The sequence below is a fragment of the Actinomadura barringtoniae genome, assembly GCF_017573505.1.
GTDB lineage: Bacteria > Actinomycetota > Actinomycetes > Streptosporangiales > Streptosporangiaceae > Spirillospora > Spirillospora barringtoniae.
The window spans coordinates 1-18097 of sequence record NZ_JAGEOJ010000034.1; the positions used below are offsets into that span (position 1 = coordinate 1).

Below are 18097 nucleotides of genomic sequence, written 5' to 3' on the forward strand. Positions count from 1 at the left end.
GAAATGGCGGGGCCTTTCGCATTTCTGAGGTCACGCCGGAAGGAAATTCTTGGCCAGGCGGGGAGCTAGCCACGGCCGGCGTCCGTAGGCCAGGACCTTGCCGGTCAGGGCGGCTCGAATGGGGTTGGCGCGGCCGTACGTGAGCAGCAGCCAGGTCACGGGCTCGGCCGAGATATGGACGTCGATGGGCCCAGTCGACGCCGGATCGATGGTCAACGCGCCGTCCTCGAACCGGTAGGTGTGGCTGGGGCCGCCGCGGAGATGCACGCGATAGGTGGCCTTGTGGTGCTTCACCGCGTCCGCGTCGACCCAGCCGGGCATCACTTGGTGCATTCCGGCCAGGACCAAAGGGACATGTGCGGGATCGATCGGCCACCTGCGCCCGGTGGCTCGCCCGATGTCATAGCCGTGGACCACGAACTCTCCAATGAGCGTGCCCAACGACAGCCCGGCCCGGATCTGCTGGTCTCCGTCGAACATCATCAACGCCTGAGGTGCCAAGCCCTGGAGCGTTTCGATGAACTGCTTCAGATCCCAGCGCAGGATGGCGGCCAGGTCGTCGATGTCGCGGCTGGGAAGCGCGGCGATCTGGGCGTCGTTGAAGGCCGGCAGGTCGGTGGCGCGAGCGGGCCACGTTCCTTCGCCGAGCGCCAGGTCCCGATAGCGTCCGGGCTCCATGGCCACATGCCCGAAGACATCGGTGATGCTCCACGGCGAGGTCGCCGGGACAGGAGCCTCCGGATCAGGCGTCGACTCCATTAGGGCGATGAGCTGCTCGGCGGTCGCGACGGCTGCGTCGCGCATGGCCTGATCGGAGAGCGGTATGGCCGCCATGGGGGTCTCCTGCACGTCGCGGCGATCTGGTCTGAGCGTAGGCTCGACCGGCCCTCTATGACCAGGCGGTCACAACACTGAGAGGGCAATCACACCAAGTCATCCGGCCATAAAGACGAATTCGTTTGTTAGCTTCGAGTCCCGCACCTGTGGAGGCTCGCATGAGGTCGACCGCTCGGGACGGCTGGCGCCAGGATCACCCGTGGGCGCCGGTGTACGCGTTCACCGCGAACCGGCCGTGGCTGATCAGGCCGGTGGCGCGGCTGGCGTTCCACACCGACTTCGGGCTGCTCCACGAACGCATCGAGGCGATCGGCACGTGGCAGGAAGGCACCGCCGTGCTGGACGTGCCGTGCGGCGGGGGAGTCGCCCTGCGGGGCGTGCGTCCAGGCCAGGGGCTGCGGTACGTGGCGGCGGACATCGCGCCCACGATGCTGTCACGGGCCCGTCATGCCGCGGGCGACGCCGGGGTGTCGGATCAGGTGGAGACCTGCGAGGCCGACGTGTCGGAGCTGCCCTTCGTCGACGGGGAGTTCGACGTGTGCCTGAGCTTCACCGGGCTGCACTGCTTTCCCGGGCCACGGGCCGCGGTGGAGGAGATCGCCAGGGTGCTCCGGCCCGGCGGCACGCTGTTGCTGAGCTGGCTGTGCGCCGACGGTCAGCTCGTTCAGCGGGCGGCGCTCGCACTGGGTCGACGCATGGGAACGGCGGGACAGAGCGCCTCCACGGCCCAAGTCTGCGGCTGGCTCGACGACGTCGGCTTCACCGACGTCCGCCTCACGCCCTCGGGCGCGTTCGCCTACGTGACCGCCACTCGCAGCTAGCCACAGGCCAGGCCGAGCGCCGGGCGCCGGGCGTTCTGATCATCTATGGCTGCGCCTCGCGCTCCCACCTGGGTGGTACGGCCGATCCCAGACTTGATCGTGCTCTCCTCCCTGCAGCCGCCCTGCTCCAGGCTGAACGGGTCCGCATCCCCGATCCTGGAGCGAGTCACATGGCCACCAGTCACGGCACCGTTCTCATCACTGGAGGGACGGGCAGCCTCGGCCGTCAGGCGGCCCGTGCCATCGCCGAGGCCGACCCGCGAGTCCACATCGTCATCACAGGCCGCGGCGCCGCCCACGCCGAGGCCACCGCCCGCACACTCCGCGAGCAGACGAAGGCCGACGTCACCGGCATGCAGCTGGATCTCGGCTCGCTCGCGGAGGTCCAGGCGTTCGCCGAACGCCTGACGGCCATGAGCCTGCCGCCGCTGCGCGGGCTGGTCTGCAACGCCGGCCTCCAGAACGCATCGGGGGCACGGACCAGCAAGGACGGCTACGAGCTGACCTTCGCGGTCAACCACCTGGCCCACTTCGCCCTCATTCAGCACCTGCGGCCCCACCTCGACGACGATGGCGCCGCGCGCATCGTGATGGTCGCCAGCGACACCCATGATCCGGCCAAGCCGACCGGGATGCCCGCGCCCAGCTACACCACGGCCGAGGACATGGCGCGCCCCGGCGAAGACACCGCTCTGGAAGGGCGCCGCCGCTACACCATGTCCAAGCTCTGCAACGTGCTCATGGCGTATGAGCTCGCCAGACGCCTCAGCGGCACCGGGATCACGGTCAACGCGTTCGACCCGGGACTGATGCCCGGCACCGGCCTCGCCCGGGAGTACGGCGGCGTCCAGGCGTTCGCGTGGCGGTACGTCATGCCCGCGCTGGTCGTCGTACCGGGCCTCAACATCCACACGCCGCGCCGATCCGGCCGGGCACTGGGCCGCCTGGTCACCGCGCCGGAGCACGCCGAGACAACGGGCGAGTACTTCTCCGGATACCGAAGGATCCCGTCCTCGGACGACTCCTACGACACGGTGAAGGCCGAGGACCTCTGGAAGACCAGCGAACGCCTCGTCGGATGATCACCCACGACCCGACCAGCCGGCACATGTCCTAGGGGCGGGGCCAGGGGCGGCCGGTCAGGTGTTCGATGTCGGTGTTGAAGCGGCGCAGGAAGCCCGCGAACGCGGCGATGTCGTCGCCGCTCCAGCCGGCCATGACCTTGTCGAGGCCGGTGATGATGTCGTCGCGGTGCTCGTCCAGGCGGCGTTCGCCGACCGCCGTGATGCGGAACTTGCGGGCGATGCCGCCGTCGGGGTCGGGGATGCGTTCGAGCAGGCCGGCGCGCATCAGGGCGGAGGTCTGCCGGTTGAGCGTCGAGGGGTCCAGGCCGAACGCGTCGCTGAGCTGCCGGATGGTCATGGGGCCGTCGACGCGGACGCGGCTGAGGAGGATGTAGCCGCTGCGCTCGAGACGGTCGTCGCGCTCGACCGGCTCGGCGACGAGGTGGCTGTGCCGGCCGAGCAGCATCGTCTCGTACTCGATCTGTTCGGTCGGCCTGTCCATGCTGGTGACCCCTTCGCGAATCCGGGCTTGCCTCATGACTATCACAGCAGTTGTGCGCAATACACATGGCATGCAGATGCCACATGTTGTGCATAGTGCACATCATGTGTATCGTGCACACGAATGCCCGCGAAGGAGGAGAGACCCCCCGTGCACGACTCCAAGCCCACCACCCCGTCCGCCCAGGGCGGGGGCATCGTCGCGGTCCTGGCCGTGGCCGGCATCGTCGCCGCGCTGATGCAGACCCTCGTCGTCCCGCTGATCGGCGAGCTCCCGCAGATCCTGCACACGTCCGCCTCGAACGCCTCCTGGACGGTCACCGCGACCCTCCTGGCGGCGGCGGTCTCGACCCCGACGGTCGGGCGCCTGGGCGACCTGTACGGCAAGCGGCGGATGCTCCTGATCAGCACGGTCCCGCTGATCGCGGGCTCGATCGCCTGCGCGCTGGCCGGCTCGCTGGCGCCGATGATCGTGGGTCGCGGGCTTCAGGGCATGGGGATGGGCCTGGTCCCGCTGGGCATCAGCGCCCTGCGCGACCTGCTCCCGCCCGAACGCCTCGGGTCGTCGATCGCGCTGATGAGCTCGTCCATGGGCATCGGCGGCGCGCTCGGCCTGCCGATCGCGGCGGCCGTCGCGGAGAACGCCAGCTGGCGCGCGCTGTTCTGGGCGTCCGCCGTCCTCAGCGCGGTGATCACCGTGCTGATCTGGATCCTCGTTCCGGCGACGCCCGCAACTCCTGCGACTCCCGCAACTCCTGCAACTCCCGGGACTGCCGCGACTCCTGCGGCTTCCGGGAGTCCGGCGGGCGCACGCGGGCGCTTCGACGTGGTCGGGGCGGTCGGGCTCGGCGGCGGCGTGATCTGCCTGCTCCTCGGCGTGTCCAAGGGGGCCGACTGGGGTTGGGCGAGCACCACGACCCTCGGCCTGTTCGCCGGGTCCGTCGTGCTGCTGCTGGCCTGGGGTGTCTGGGAGCTGCGCGTGACGGACCCGCTGATCGACCTGCGCGTCACCGCCCGCCGTCAGGTGCTGCTGACCAACATCGCCTCCATCCTGGTCGGCTTCGCGATGTACGCGCAGTCCCTGGTCGTGATGCAGCTCCTGCAGCTGCCCAAGACGACGGGGTACGGCCTGGGCCAGTCGATGCTGGCCGCCGGTCTCTGGATGGCGCCGTCCGGGCTGATGATGATGGCCGTCTCCCCGCTGGGCGCGAATCTGTCCAAGGCGCGCGGGCCCAAGGTCACGCTCGGCGTCGGCAGCCTGGTCATCGCGATCGGCTACGGCTCGTCCATGGCCCTCCTCAGCGCTCCCTGGGGCCTGATGATCGTGACGATGGTCTGCAGCGCGGGCGTCGGCCTCGCGTACGGCGCCATGCCCGCGCTCATCATGGGCGCGGTGCCGCAGTCGGAGACGGCCGCCGCCAACAGCTTCAACACCGTCATGCGTTCACTCGGCACCTCGGTGTCGGCCGCCGTCGTCGGCGTCGTCCTGTCCCAGATGACCATCAGCCTCGGCGGCCACTCGCTGCCCTCCGAGGACGGTTTCCGGACCGGCATGCTGATCGGCTGCGGCGTCGCGCTCGTCGCCGCGGTCTTCACCCTCACCCTGCCCCGGCGGAAGGCCGACCCGGAGCTCCAGGCGACCGCGCTCGCCGAACGCGTCGCCGAGTCCACGGAAGGCGCGCGATGAACAAGGGCGGAAGCGTCGTTTGCCCTGGCGCAATGTGAACCATTTTCCGGTCGGGCGACGATACGGAACAATAGGTTGATCTCGTGACAACCTGGGTGGGGTGTTCATGACGGGGGACGAGACCGAGCGCGCTTCGCGGGCCGGGATCAACACGAACGTGCCGCATGCGCCGCGGATCTGGAACTACTGGGTCGGCGGCAAGGACAACTATGCGGCCGATCGCGAGGTCGGCGACCGGATGGCCGAGATGTATCCGGAGATCGTGCACCTCGCGCGGGCCGACCGGGCGTTCCTCGGCCGGGCGGTGCGGTATCTCGCGGGCGAGGCGGGCGTCGAGCAGTTCCTCGACATTGGAACGGGGCTGCCGACGGCCTCGAACACGCACGAGGTCGCGCAGACGCTGAATCCTCGTTCGCGAGTGGTCTACGTCGACAACGACCCGCTGGTGCTCACGCACGCGCGCGCGGTGCTCGGCGGTACGCCAGAGGGGGCGACGGCCTACATCGAGGCCGATCTGCACGACCCCGGCCGGATCCTCAGGGAGGCGGCCGCCACTCTGGACTTCGACAAGCCGGTCGCGCTGATGCTGCTGGGCGTGCTGATCTACGTGCCCGAGACGCAGCGGGCGTACGAGGTGGTGCGCGAGCTCGTGGACGCCGTGCCGCCGGGCAGCCACCTGGTCATCGCGCACAGCACGAGCGAGGTCTACGGGGAGGCGACCGAGAAGGTCGTCGCGCACCGCAACCAGTTCGTGAAGCCGGCCATGACGTTGCGGAGCGGCGCCGAGATCGAGCGCTTCTTCGAGGGCCTGGAGCTGCTGGAGCCGGGCGTCGTCTCGTGCAGCCGGTGGCGCCCGGACCCGACCGAGATCGGCGAGGTACGGGACGTGGACGAGTTCGCGGGCGTGGCCCGCAAGCCCTAAGCCCCGCAGATCCCAGGCCCCGCAAGCCCTAGGCCCCGCAGGTCTTAGGCCCGCGAGTCCCAGGCCCGCGAGTCCTAGAACGCGGCGGCGAGCGCTGGGTGGAGGCGGGCCGCTTCGATCGTGGTGATGGTGTACGCGGCGACGCCCGCGCGCACGAACGGATCGGTCGAGGTGATCCGTTCCGCCTCGGCGCGGTCGATGCCGCAGGCGATGATGGCGCCGCCCTCCGACGACGGAACGGTCTGGCCGGACGCCAGGAACGTCCCGTCGCCGTGGTGGCGTTCGAGGTACTCCACGTGCGCGCCGACGTGGGGCGCGACGTCGTCCTCGGTGCCGGTGTAGCGCAGGGTCAGCAGGTGAATCAGCAAGCCGTCTCCTCGATGATCACCTCACGACGGTACCTGCACTGCTAGCGGCGGGCGAGAACGGCGTCCAGGGCGGCGGACAGGTCGCGCACGGGATCGGCGGACGTGGTTAGGGCACGCCAGGCGACGAAGCGGTCCGGGCGGACGAGGACGGCGCCGCCTCCGTCGTGGCCGCGGAGCCTGAACCAGGTCGAACGCCGGTCCAGATACTCGCCGTCCAGATGTCCGATGCGGACGACGTCCAGTGGCGCGGTGTCGGCGAGCTTGACGGCGGCCTCGCACCAGTCCTCGCCGTCCTCACCCGCGATGAGGAGCAGGCGGCCGGGACGGACGAGGTCGAGCGTCGAGAGTTGGGTGCCGTCGTCGGCGTCCAGCCAGGCGTGGGGGAGCGGATGGCCGGGGCGGGCGCACGGCTGGTAGATACGGATCGGGTCCGGGTTGTCGGGCGCCGCGGTGCCGTCGGGGACGATCGCCGATGACGCGTAGGTATAGCCGTACTCGATGTTGTGCTCGTTGAACTCCATCGACTGGCCCGCGATGAGCCGCCGTACATGGGCGGCGTGCTCGGCGTCCTCGGGCAGGCCGCTCCACAGGCGCCGCATGTTCGCCCAGTTCCCGGCCGGGTCGGTGGTGTCGCCAGCGGCGATGGCGTCGGCGGTGACGATGTGGTTGAGCGCGTTGTCGATCGCCCGCTGCACGTTGCGGGCCGTCGTCGGGCGCCGTTCGGGCTCATAGGTGTCCAGCAGGGCCGCGCCAGCCTCGCCCCGCAGGACGGCGGCGAGCTTCCAGGCGAGGTTGGCGGTGTCCTGGATGGCGGCGTTCAGCCCGAGCCCGCCCGTGGGCGGATGCCGGTGGGCGGCGTCGCCGAGCAGGAACACGCGGCCGTCCTGGAAACGGCTCGCCACCACGCCCTCGATCGCCCATCGGGTGATGAGGTGGACGGTGAGGTCGTGGTCGTACAGGCCGAGGGTGGTGCGCAGGTCGGCGGTGACCTTGTCGTCGTCGAGGCCGCGCGGGTCGTCGGTCGCGTAGTTGAGGTGAACGACCCACTCCTCCGAATCGGGCCCCCAGCGCGTCGGCCCCATCGGAACGACGGTCGCGCCCGTTCCGGTGTCGGGGATCAGCAGCCAGCGGATGTACACCTCGGGGTCGCGCGCCCAGGCCGACAGGTCCGCCGTGAGATGGATCGTCGCGACCCGCATGAGGTCGCGCGGGCCCTCCAGGTCGATGCCGAGCGCGCGTCCGACCGTACGGCCGCCGTCGCAGCCGAGCAGGTAGCGGGCGCGGATCTCGTACGCGGCGCCGGTGCCAGTGCCGGTGGCGTGATCCGCGATGGTGGCGGTCACGCCGTCGGCGTCCTGGGTGAACGTCGTCAGTTCGTGGTGGAAGCGGATGCGGCCGGGCGGGGCGAGGGCCTCGGCGCGTTCGCGCAGGACGGGCTCGAGCCGGATCTGCGGGAGGTTCGTGGAGCGGTACGGGCTGGCGGCGGCCCACTCGGGGGACGAGCCGGCCGCTCCCCAGGACTCGATGAGGCCGAAGCGGCGGCCCGCGTCGGGGTCGGTGCCGGCGAGGCCCGCATACCAGCCGGAGTAGCGCATGTTCTCGGCCGGCGTGCCGCGCTCGTAGACGGTGTCGGCGACGCCGAGATCGGTGAAGATCTCCATGGTGTGCTGGTTGAGCAGGTGCGCCTTGGGCAGGTTGGACGTGCTCGGCCGTGCGTTGATCAGCACGTGGTCGATGCCGAGTTCGGAGAGCAGGATCGAGGCCGTCAGCCCGGCGCCGCCCCCGCCCACGATGAGCACGTCCACATCCACATCCACCTCGGAAGGGCGTTCAGGCATGGGTGTTCTCCTTGAAGCGAGGGAAGAGCGCGCGGGCGTTGCGGTGACCGATGTCGTCGTCGCCCGCGATCGGCTCGTTGAAGTAGGCGACCGCGAGTTCCGGGGCGAACGGCCAGTCGCTGCCGTAGAGGACATGGCCGGGCTTGGCGAACGCCAGGAGCGAGGGGAGCGCGGACGGGCTCGACGACAGCGCCGTGTCGAAGTAGAAGCCGCGCAGGTCGTCGAGGATGTCGTTGAGGTCGCGGCCGGTGTCGGCGAACACGCTGACGGCCAGGCGGTGTGCCGCGTACGGGACGAAGCCGCCCGCGTGGGCGAGGATGAAGCGGATCCGCGGGAAGCGGCGCGGGACGTCGTGGCGTACCAGGTTGTAGGCGGCGCGGGTGGTGTCCAGGAGGAAGTCGGCCGCGAACGGCGGGATGCCGGGCGCGGGCGGGCCGGGCAGTTCGGCCGGGTGAACGAGGACGACGGCGGAACGCTCGTCGAGCGCGGCCATGAGCGGGTCCATCGCCGGGTCGCCCAGGTAGAGGCCGCGGCTGTTGGCCAGCAACACGACACCGTCGGCGCCCAGGTCGTCGAGAGCGTGCGCCGCCTCCGCGACGGCCGGGTCGACGTCAGGGAGCGTGAGGGTCGCGAACCAGCCGAAGCGGTCGGGATGGTCCTTGGCCAGTTCGGCGCCGAACTCGTTGAACTCGCGTGCGGCCGATATCGCCTCGGCCGTGTCACCCAGATGCGCGCCGGGCGTGGTGAGCGAGAGGATCGCGGTGCCGATGCCTTGGCGGTCCATCAGCTCTCGCGCCAGGTCCGGGCTCCATTCGGGCAGTTCCCTGCCGCCGGGGGCGTGGATGCCGTGCGACCGCAGCCATGCCGCGTAGCCGGGCGGGACCATGTGCTGATGGACGTCGATGCGCCCGGGGCCGGTGGTCATGATCGCTCCAGTCGGTGGGAGAACGGGTAGCGGTCGAGCGCGGCGCTCAGGCCTTCGAGATCCCCTTCACCTGTGTGGATCTCGGCGAACGGGTGGCCGTCGCGAAGGGCGACCTCGACGGTGCCTGCGACGTTGTGGTTCGCCATCTCGGCCAGGACGAGGCGACGGACGGAATCGGCCAGCAGGGCGGGCTTATAGGGCTTGCCGACCGTGGTGACGGGCAGCTCGTCGATCACGTGGACCGCCTTGGGGGCGGCGGCCGGTTCGGGTGCGTGGTCGCGGGCCCAGGCGAGCAGATCGCCCTCGGTGATCGTGGCTGCGGTGGTGACGTAGGCGACGGGGATCTCGCCGGAGTGCGGGTCGGGGCGGCCGATCACGGCGGCGCCGGTGACCAGGGGATGGGCGAGCAGCGACTCCTCGACCGGGCGGGGATCGATGTTGTGGCCGCCGCGAATGATGAGATCCTTGGCGCGGCCGGTCAGGTAGACGTAGCCGTCGTCGTCCACGCGTCCGAGGTCGCCGGTGAGCAGCCAGCCGTCGAAGACCTTGCCGGACGGGTCGGGACCGTTCGGGCCGAGGTAGCCGGGGAAGACCGAGGGGCCGCCGACCGCGAGCACCCCGACCTCGCCGGGCTCGCAGTCGCCGGCCGGCCGGTCGTCCGCGTCCACCCGTACGGCCTTGACGTGCTGATACGGCAGGCGCATGCCGACCGAGCCGGGGCGCGGGGCGAACGCGGGCGTCGCCGTGGTGGCGCAGGTCGCCTCGGTCAGCCCGTACCCCTCCAGCATCGGCACCTTCGCCGCCGACTCGAATCCGGACCGTACGCGGGACGGCAGCGGCGCGGCACCGACCGCGCCCGCCCGCAGGCTGGACAGGTCGGCGTCGCCGGGGATCGGCGGGAGCATCGCGTAGACGGTCGGGACCGCCGAGAACGAGGTCACGCGGAACCGTTCGACGATCCGCCAGAAGTCGGGCATCAGCGTCCGGTCGCGGTAGCCGAGCGGGCCGAGGCTGACGACCGGGCGGCCGTGCATGAACGGCGCCAGGCCGGTGACGTGGACGGCGTTCACGTGGAACAGCGGCAGCCCGGCGAGCGGTACCGCGTCGCCCAGGAAGCCGCCCGTCGAGCCGAGCGCCCACGCCATGTAGACCTCCATGGCGTGCGTGTGCGGTGCCACCTTCGGCGTCCCGGTCGTGCCGCCGGTGTGGAAGTAGGCGGCGATGTCGCCAGGGTGCGGGCGGCGGCCGGTGGGCAACGCGTCGTCCGGGTGGCCCTGGTCGTCAGCGCCGATCACCAGGAGCACCATGCGGTCGCCCACGCGATCGGCCACCGAGCGTGCCTTCTCGGCCAGGGCGGGGACCGTCACCAGGACTTCGGCCTTGGTGAGGGTGAGGATGTCGGCGATGTGCTCCTCGGAGAGCATGGGGTTGACGGGGTTGGCGACGCCGATCGCCTGCGCCGCGAGCAGCGCCGCGTACGTCATGCCAGTGCTAGGCAAGAGGAGCGCCGACGTCCCACCCGGGCGCAGCCCGGCGGCGGTCAAGGCATGCGCCATCCTGTGGACGTTGCGGAGCAGGTCGGCGTAGCTCCAGGTGTCGGGCTCGGACCAGTGGCGACCGTTCTCCCCGAGGAGGTGCAGGGCGGGCGCGTCGGGGTGGGCGGCGGCCGTACGGGAGATGAGGTCGTACGTGCTGGCGGGCAGGTCGCGTTCGGCCAGCGGGATCTTCTCCACCAGCGGGAGATCCTCGGGGCCGAGGACGAGGGGACGATCCCCTTCGCTGTGGTGGGCGGTCATGCGCTGTGGGCCCCGGCCATGAGCGCCGCCATGTCCTCGGGCTCGATGAACGACGGCGGCACGGGCGGGCCCCAGTTGTAGAGGGCGCGCATGTCGGTGAAGACCTCGGGCTTCCAGATCGCGTCGTCGACGATGCAGTCGAGGTCGCTGTAGTACTCGGAGAAGTTGCCCGCCGGGTCCTTGAGGTACCAGAAGAAGTTGGAGCCGATGTGGTGGCGGCCGAGGCCCCAGACGTGCCGTTCGGGATGGCCCTCCAGCATCCGGTGCGCGCCGCGGCCGATCTCGTCGACGTCCTCGACCTCCCAGGAGGTGTGGTGCAGGAACGGGACGGGCGCGGGCTGCACGAGGACGTTGTGGTGGTCGGTCGAGCAGCGCAGGAACGCGGCGATGCCGGGGACCTCGTCGCTTACCTTCAGGCCAATGCCGTCGGTGAAGAAGCGGCTGCTGGCCTCGTGGTCGGTCGACCCGACGACGACGTGGCCGAGCTTGCGCGGGCGTACGGGCGTCTCGCGGAGCACGCCGGGCGCGCGGTCGTTCAGCCGGGACGCGCGGCCGGGGCCGTTGTAGACGGGCGCCGGTTCCGCGGAACGCTCGATGCGGTCGGCGATCGAGACGCGGACGCTGACCTTGGTTCCGGGATCGGTGACGGTGCCGTCGGCGTCCAGCTTCAGGTCGAGCCGGGCGAGGTCCGCGTCGATGCGGGCGAGGTCGTCCGGGTCGTCCACGCCGATGCCGAGCTCGATGAGACGGCGGGTGGGGGAGTGGACTATGCGGAGCTGCTCGCCGCCGTCGACCGTCGAGAACACGCCGTCCCCGGCGGGCGTGAGGCCGAAGTCGGCGTAGTAGGCGGCGGTCTCGGCGACGTTCGGGACGCCGACGGTGATGCCGGTGAGGCGGTGGAGTGCCATCTCAGGCCTCCTGGGAGAAGTTGGTCCGGAGGGTGCCGATGCCCTCGACGAAGCTGTCGAGGCGGTCGCCGGGGGTCAGGAAGCGCGGGGGAGTGCGGGTGCCGCCGATGCCCGCCGGGGTGCCGGTGAAGATCACGTCGCCGGGGAGCAGGGGCGTGACCGCCGAGAGCGTCTCGATCAGCTGCGGAACGCCGAAGATCATGTCCTTGGTCCGGGCGTGCTGCATGCGCTCGCCGTTCAGGTCGCAGCCGATCTCCAGGTCGCCGGGATCGGTGAACTCGTCGGGCGTCACCAGCCACGGACCCGTCGGGCCGAAGCCGGGGAACGACTTGCCCATCGAGAACTGCTGCGGCTGGGGCGGGGCGAGCTGGACGAGCCGTTCCGACAGGTCCTGGCCCACGGTGAGGCCCGCGACGTGCTCCCATGCGGCCTCGGCCCGAACGCGGTGGGCGGCGCGGCCGATGACCGCGACCAGCTCGACCTCCCAGTCGGTGAGGCCGCCCTCGGGGAGGGCGACCGTGGCGTCCTGGCCGGTCAGGCAGGTGACGTATTTGGTGAAGACCGGCGGGCGGCCCGGCTGTTCGCCGACCTCGATCTGGGACTCCTCCGCGTGGTCGCGGTAGTTGATCCCGATCGCGAAGACCTGCCGGGGCGCCGGGGCGGGCGCGCGCAGATCGCTCTCGTCGTACGGCGTGAGAGTCCCGTCGAGGCGGGAGTCGCGCAGCTCGTCCCAGCGCTCGTAAAGCGCCTGCGGGTCGGAGGGGAGGCGGCCGCCGCTCGCCTCACCGATGTCGATCGCTCCGCCGCCCTCGGCGAGCAGTACCGCCCGCCCGGCCAGATTGGCCACTCGCATGGATCCGTCCTTCGCCCTCGGCTACCGGCTATCGCCTCTGGGGCCGATTCAACGGGGCGGGCGAAGGCGGGGCTTGGGCTCGCAGCCCAAAGACGGGGCCGCGGTTGGGCTCAGCGGAGCGTGCGTACGATCTCCAGGGCCAAGCGCAGCTCCAGCAGATCGCCCGACAATGGGCGGCCGAGCAGCTCCTCGGCCCGCTTGACGCGGTAGGTGACGGTATTGCGGGCCACGTGCAGCAGCCCGGCGGCGACCTGCGGGCTGCGGCCGCACGCGAGGTAGACGCGCAACGTCTCACGCAGCTCGGCGACCCTGTCGTCGGCGCCGGCGAGCCCGCTCAGCCCGCCGAGTGTCTCCTCGGCGAACCAGCGGGCCTGTTCGGCGTCGGCGGTCAGCAGCGAGGCGACCCGTACATCCGCGAAGCACGACAGGGGGCTGCCGCCCGCGAGCCGCTGGGCCTCCAGCGCGCCGAGGTGACTGCGGCGGAACCCCGGAACGCCCTGCGCGACCGGCCCGACCGCCACCCGCAGCCCGTCCGGGACGTCGAGACGTTCGGCGATCAGCGGTTCGGGTGGCGCGGCGGGCGGTGCCGGCCAGCCGGTCCACGCCCACAGCTCGGCCGTTCCGGCGGGGATGGTCAGCACGCCCTCGCCGCCCGCCGCCCGAGCCGCCTCGACCGCGAGCCTGTGCAGCCGCGCGGCCGGGGTCTCCAGGGCGTCCGCCTTGATCAGCAGGGCCAGATGGTGGCGCCCGAGGTCGTAGCCGAGCGTGCGGCTCGCCGCGCCCGCCGCCACGTTCCGGCCCGCGATCACGTCCTCGGCGACGCGGCGCCGGGCGGCCTCGGTGCTGGACTGCCAGCGGTCGCGTTCGGCGATGTACTCCTCGGCCATCCGGCTGGCGTGCACGTCGGCGTACACGAACAGCAGCTCGCTGACCCGGTGGTTCTCGGCTGACCGCACCGGCTCGGGCTCCCGGTCGATCGCCTCGATGAGCGCCCGGTGCAGCAGGGCGTGTCCCAGCCGTACGCCGCGCAGCACGCGGTCCAGCGGAACGCCGCGCCGGACCAGGTCGGCGTTGCCCTCGACGGTCTCCTCCGGCACGTGGTCCAGCTCGGGAGTCACGCCGGTGAGCAGGCCGACCAGGGCCGCCAGCACCGCCGCCTCGACCGAACGCCGGAACGTCTCGAACGGTCCCGGTCCGCCGCCGTACGCCGGCACCTGCCGGACGATCTCCTCGGCCATCCCGAGCGCGGTCTCCTGCGCCCAGCCGATCGGGCCGTCGCCGAGCGCGTCCCGTGCCACCGCCACGGTCACCGGCGAGGCCAGCGGAGCCCCGACCGTCGTGCCCGTCCCGACCGTCGTGGCCGGTCGCAGCCGCAGGAGCCAGCCGGTGTCGCTCAAGGCCGTCGGATCGCGGCGTCGAGAGTGACCGCCCACTGTTCGAGGAGGCGCGTGCGCCGGGCGGAGTCGTCGGTGAGCAGGTCGGCCAGGCCCAGCCCGCGTACGAGGTCCAGGGTCGCCTGCACGGTCTCGCGAACGCCCGGGACGCTCTCGTCGGCGCCGAGGGCCTCGACGGTCAGCCGGTGGGCCTCGCGCCCGAACCGCGCCTCCATCGGAACGACCTGGGCGCGCAGCTGCTCGTCCGAACTCGCCGCCACCCACAGCTGCAGCGCCGCCCGGAACAGCGGGCTGGTGTACATCTCGCCGAGCAGCATCAGCACCTCCAGCGTGGAGGGGCGTTCCTCGCCCGCCGTCTCCAGCCGCTCGCGGATCTGCTCGACCCGTACGTCCGAGCCGTACTCCACGGCGGCGGTGACCAGCTCTTCTCGCGTACGGAAGTGGTGCTGGGCCGCGCCGCGCGACACCCCGGCCCGTTCGGCGACGACCGTGACCGTCGTGCCCGTCCAGCCGACCGAGGCCAGGCAGTCGATCGCAGCCTCCAGGAGCCGCTGCCGGGTGGCCCGGCTGCGGTCCTGCTGGGGCTCGCGGGGGAGTGCCTGTGTGGTCATCGCCACCCAGTCAACCAAATGGCCGCGGGTAAAAACAATCAAGCGCGATTGATTTTTTTCATGACGCCTGGCAGGGTTTCCGTTATGAGCCAACCGTTCCGGATCGGTAACGCCTCGGGCTTCTACGGCGACCGCTGCTCGGCCGTGCGGGAGATGCTGGAGGACGGGCCGCTGGACGTCCTGACCGGCGACTATCTCGCCGAGCTGACCATGCTGATCCTGGGCCGGAGCAAGCTCAAGGACCCCGACGGCGGCTACGCCACCACGTTCCTCCGCCAGATGAAGGACTCCCTGGCGCTCGCCGCCGACCGCGGCACCAAGATCGTCACCAATGCCGGCGGCCTCAACCCGCGTGGCCTGGCGGACCGCCTCCGTGCCCTGGCCGCCGATCTGGGCCTGGACCTCAAGATCGCCCACGTCGAGGGCGACGATCTCCTGCCCCGCGCCAAGGAGCTGGGCCTCACCCACGCCCGCCACGGCGACCCGCTCACGGCCAACGCCTACCTGGGCGCCTGGGGCATCGTCGAGTGCCTCAATGCCGGGGCCGACATCGTGGTCACCGGCCGCGTCACCGACGCATCCCTCGTCGTAGGCCCGGCCGCCGCCCACTATGGCTGGGCCCGCGACGCCTACGACGCCCTGGCCGGCGCCACCGCCGCCGGGCACATCCTCGAATGCGGCGCCCAGGCCACCGGCGGCAACTACGCGTTCTTCCAAGAAATCTACAATGTAAAGCCGCTCGGCTTTCCGCTCGCCGAGATCCACCCCGACGGCTCCAGCGTGATCACCAAGCATGAGGAGACCGGCGGCAACGTCACCACCGAGACCGTCACGGCCCAGCTCCTCTACGAGATCGGCGCCCCCGCGTACCTCGGCCCCGACGTGACCAGCCACTTCGACACCATCACCCTGTCGCAGCAGGCCCCCGACCGCGTCGCCCTCACCGGCGTCAAGGGCTCGCCGCCGCCCCCGACCACCAAGGTCTGCCTCAATCACCTGGGCGGCAACCGCAACGAGATGACGTTCGTCCTCACGGGCCTGGACATCGAGGCCAAGGCCGCGTTCGCCCGCGCCCAGCTGGAGGCAGCCTTCGGTGACGCCCCGCCCGCCCAGGTCGAGTGGACCCTGGTCGGCACCGCCGCCCCCGACCCCGCCACCCAGGGCGAGGCCACCGCCCTCCTGCGCTGCGCAGTCCTGGACCCCGACCCCGACAAGGTGGGCCGCACCTTCAGCGGCGCCGTGGTCGAGCTGGCCCTGGCCGGCTACCCCGGCTTCACGATGACCTCCCCGCCCGGCAAGGGCAGCCCCTACGGCGTCTACACCCCCGCCTACGTCCCGAACGAGGAAGTCCCCCACACCGCCGTCCTCCCCGACGGCACCCCCACCCCCATCCCACCCCCCCAACCCACCTCACCCGCACCCGCCATACCCCCCGCACCGGGAACCCCCACGGCGGCACCCCCGGCAGCGGCGGCCCCCACTGATTTTGCGCCAGAACAGACCCCGCCCGCACAGACCCCGCCCGCACAGACCCCGCCCGCCCGGGGGGCCGATCCCAAATCAAGTGTCGAACGCGCAGGTCAGGGCGTGGAAGTGGAACGCGTTCCTGTGGATAACGGCCCCGCCGCTCCTCGCGCTGATGGCACGGTGCGGGTGGTGCTGGGGCGGGTGGCTGGGGCTCGTAGCGGGGATAAGGGCGGGGACGCCAACATCGGCGTGTGGGCCAGGACCGATGCCCAGTGGGACTGGCTGCAGGGGTTCCTTACGGCCTCGCGGCTTCAGGAGTTGTTGCCTGAGACTCGCGCGCACGCTGTCACTCGTCATGTGCTGCCCAATCTGCGGGCCGTGAACTTCGTGGTCACGGGGCTGCTGCAGGAGGGCGTGTCCGCCTCGACCCGGTTCGATCCTCAGGGGAAGGCCCTGGGGGAGTGGCTGCGGTCCCGCCTCGTCGACATTCCGGAGGGAGTCCTTTGACGCTCAAGACCACGCTCGATCCGCTGAGCACCGACTTCAAGGAGCGACGCGAGGCCATGCTGGCCAAGCTCGCCGACCTGGACACCGAGCACGCCAAGGCGCTGGAGGGCGGGGGCGAGAAGTACGTCACCCGGCACAAGAAGCGCGGCAAGCTGCTGGCCAGGGAACGGATCGAGCTGCTGCTGGATCCGGACTCGCCGTTCCTGGAGCTGAGCCCGCTGGCGGCCTGGGGGAGCGACTTCCCCGTGGGCGCGAGCGTGGTGACGGGCATCGGGGTGGTCGAGGGCGTCGAGTGCATGATCGTGGCGAACGACCCGACCGTGCGGGGCGGCAGCAGCAACCCGTGGACGGTGAAGAAGAGCTTCCGCGCCTCCGACATCGCCCTGGAGAACCGGCTGCCGGTGATCAACCTGGTGGAGTCGGGCGGGGCTGACCTGCCGACGCAGAAGGAGATCTTCATCCCGGGCGGGCGGATGTTCCGGGACCTCACGCGGCTGTCGGCGGCGGGCATTCCGACGATCGCCCTGGTCTTCGGCAACTCGACGGCGGGCGGCGCGTACATCCCCGGCATGTGCGACTACACCGTGATGGTGAAGGAGCGCGCCAAGGTGTTCCTCGGCGGGCCGCCGCTGGTGAAGATGGCGACGGGCGAGGAGGCCGACGACGAGGCGCTCGGCGGCGCGGAGATGCACGCGCGTACGTCGGGGCTGGCCGACTACATGGCGGTCGATGAGGCGGACGCGCTGCGGTTGGGGCGGCAGATCGTCAAGCGGCTCAACCGTCAGAAGGCGGGGCCGAAGCCGGCCGAGGTACACGAGCCGCTGTACGACGCGGAGGAGCTCGCGGGGATCGTTCCGGAGGACCTGAAGACGCCGTTCGACCCGCGCGAGGTGATCGCGCGGGTGGTGGACGGGTCGGAGTTCGACGAGTTCAAGCCCCTGTACGGAACGAGCCTGGTGACCGGGTGGGCGCGGCTGCACGGGTATCCGATCGGCATCCTGGCGAACGCGCAGGGCGTGCTGTTCAGCGAGGAGGCCCAGAAGGCCGCGCAGTTCATCCAGCTCGCCAACCAGAGCGACACCCCGCTGCTGTTCCTGCACAACACCACCGGCTACATGGTCGGCAAGGAGTACGAGCAGGCCGGCATCATCAAGCACGGCGCGCTCATGATCAACGCGGTGGCCAACAGCAAGGTGCCGCACATCTCGATCGTCATGGGCGCCTCGTACGGCGCGGGCAACTACGGCATGTGCGGGCGCGCCTATGACCCGCGCTTCCTGTTCACCTGGCCGAGCGCCAAGTCAGCGGTCATGGGGCCGCAGCAGCTCGCGGGCGTCCTGTCGATCGTCGCGCGCGCGGCGACCGAGGCGCGCGGGCAGGTGTACGACGAGGACCAGGACAAGGCGATGCGCGAGATGGTCGAGACGCAGATCGAGGCCGAGTCGCTGCCCTACTTCCTGTCCGGGCGGCTGTACGACGACGGCGTGATCGACCCGCGCGACACCCGTACCGTCCTCGGCCTGTGCCTGTCGGTGATCCACAACGCGCCCGTCTCCGGAGCCGGCGGCTTCGGCGTCTTCCGGATGTGAGCGAACAGC

16 protein-coding genes are annotated in these 18097 nt (G+C 71.1%); 6 read left to right on the forward strand and 10 right to left on the reverse strand.

What is annotated here, in order from left to right; translation table 11 throughout:
* Nucleotides 1–30: 30 nt before the first annotated feature.
* Nucleotides 31–849 (reverse strand): maleylpyruvate isomerase family mycothiol-dependent enzyme, encoded by an 819-nt coding sequence (locus J4573_RS49545; RefSeq protein WP_208263438.1) that lies wholly within the window; start codon nucleotides 847–849, stop codon nucleotides 31–33.
* A 146-nt stretch (nucleotides 850–995) separates the two neighbouring features.
* On the opposite strand from J4573_RS49545, the gene J4573_RS49550 reads away from it, so the two are divergent.
* Nucleotides 996–1658 (forward strand): class I SAM-dependent methyltransferase, encoded by a 663-nt coding sequence (locus J4573_RS49550; RefSeq protein ID WP_208263439.1) that lies wholly within the window; start codon nucleotides 996–998, stop codon nucleotides 1656–1658.
* Nucleotides 1659–1828: 170 nt separating this feature from the next.
* Nucleotides 1829–2740, forward strand: a complete 912-nt coding sequence (locus tag J4573_RS49555; RefSeq protein WP_208263440.1) for an SDR family NAD(P)-dependent oxidoreductase — start codon at nucleotides 1829–1831, stop codon at nucleotides 2738–2740.
* A gap of 31 nt (nucleotides 2741–2771) precedes the next feature.
* Here J4573_RS49555 and J4573_RS49560 read toward each other — a convergent pair whose 3' ends face one another.
* Nucleotides 2772–3224, reverse strand: coding sequence for a MarR family winged helix-turn-helix transcriptional regulator (locus J4573_RS49560; protein ID WP_208263441.1), 453 nt, complete (start codon nucleotides 3222–3224; stop codon nucleotides 2772–2774).
* 123 nt (nucleotides 3225–3347) lie between these two features.
* On the opposite strand from J4573_RS49560, the gene J4573_RS49565 reads away from it, so the two are divergent.
* Both J4573_RS49565 and J4573_RS49570 read left to right on the forward strand, forming a co-directional pair.
* Entirely contained in the window at nucleotides 3348–4910 is a 1563-nt protein-coding gene (locus J4573_RS49565; RefSeq protein ID WP_208263442.1) for an MFS transporter, read from the forward strand.
* Between the two features lie 106 nt (nucleotides 4911–5016).
* On the forward strand, nucleotides 5017–5832 hold the full coding sequence (locus tag J4573_RS49570) for an SAM-dependent methyltransferase (RefSeq protein WP_208263443.1): 816 nt from the start codon (nucleotides 5017–5019) through the stop codon (nucleotides 5830–5832).
* Nucleotides 5833–5906: 74 nt separating this feature from the next.
* Here J4573_RS49570 and J4573_RS49575 read toward each other — a convergent pair whose 3' ends face one another.
* The 8 genes from J4573_RS49575 to J4573_RS49610 form a co-directional block, all read right to left on the reverse strand.
* Entirely contained in the window at nucleotides 5907–6200 is a 294-nt protein-coding gene (locus J4573_RS49575; RefSeq protein ID WP_208263444.1) for a YciI family protein, read from the reverse strand.
* Between the two features lie 41 nt (nucleotides 6201–6241).
* Nucleotides 6242–8038: an FAD-dependent monooxygenase gene (locus J4573_RS49580; protein ID WP_208263445.1), complete on the reverse strand. Its 1797-nt coding sequence runs from the start codon at nucleotides 8036–8038 to the stop codon at nucleotides 6242–6244.
* Nucleotides 8031–8963 carry an amidohydrolase family protein gene (locus tag J4573_RS49585; protein ID WP_208263446.1) on the reverse strand — a complete coding sequence of 311 codons (933 nt, stop codon included), beginning with the start codon at nucleotides 8961–8963 and terminating at the stop codon, nucleotides 8031–8033. The genes J4573_RS49580 and J4573_RS49585 overlap by 8 nt, the downstream gene beginning before the upstream one ends.
* Nucleotides 8960–10759 (reverse strand): AMP-binding protein, encoded by a 1800-nt coding sequence (locus J4573_RS49590; RefSeq protein WP_208263447.1) that lies wholly within the window; start codon nucleotides 10757–10759, stop codon nucleotides 8960–8962. The genes J4573_RS49585 and J4573_RS49590 overlap by 4 nt, the downstream gene beginning before the upstream one ends.
* Nucleotides 10756–11667, reverse strand: coding sequence for a VOC family protein (locus tag J4573_RS49595; protein ID WP_208263448.1), 912 nt, complete (start codon nucleotides 11665–11667; stop codon nucleotides 10756–10758). The genes J4573_RS49590 and J4573_RS49595 overlap by 4 nt, the downstream gene beginning before the upstream one ends.
* Nucleotide 11668: 1 nt before the next feature.
* Nucleotides 11669–12520 (reverse strand): fumarylacetoacetate hydrolase family protein, encoded by an 852-nt coding sequence (locus J4573_RS49600; RefSeq protein ID WP_208263449.1) that lies wholly within the window; start codon nucleotides 12518–12520, stop codon nucleotides 11669–11671.
* A gap of 110 nt (nucleotides 12521–12630) precedes the next feature.
* Nucleotides 12631–13917 (reverse strand): PucR family transcriptional regulator, encoded by a 1287-nt coding sequence (locus J4573_RS54980; RefSeq protein WP_243774864.1) that lies wholly within the window; start codon nucleotides 13915–13917, stop codon nucleotides 12631–12633.
* Nucleotides 13914–14525 carry a TetR/AcrR family transcriptional regulator gene (locus J4573_RS49610; RefSeq protein ID WP_208263450.1) on the reverse strand — a complete coding sequence of 204 codons (612 nt, stop codon included), beginning with the start codon at nucleotides 14523–14525 and terminating at the stop codon, nucleotides 13914–13916. Before J4573_RS49610 ends, J4573_RS54980 begins: the two co-directional genes overlap by 4 nt.
* Before the next feature lie 84 nt (nucleotides 14526–14609).
* Between J4573_RS49610 and J4573_RS49615 the strand changes: the two genes are divergently transcribed.
* A complete protein-coding gene (locus J4573_RS49615; RefSeq protein WP_208263451.1) occupies nucleotides 14610–16499 on the forward strand; it encodes an acyclic terpene utilization AtuA family protein in 1890 nt (629 codons plus the stop codon).
* A complete protein-coding gene (locus tag J4573_RS49620; protein WP_208263452.1) occupies nucleotides 16496–18088 on the forward strand; it encodes an acyl-CoA carboxylase subunit beta in 1593 nt (530 codons plus the stop codon). Before J4573_RS49615 ends, J4573_RS49620 begins: the two co-directional genes overlap by 4 nt.
* Nucleotides 18089–18097: the final 9 nt, after the last annotated feature.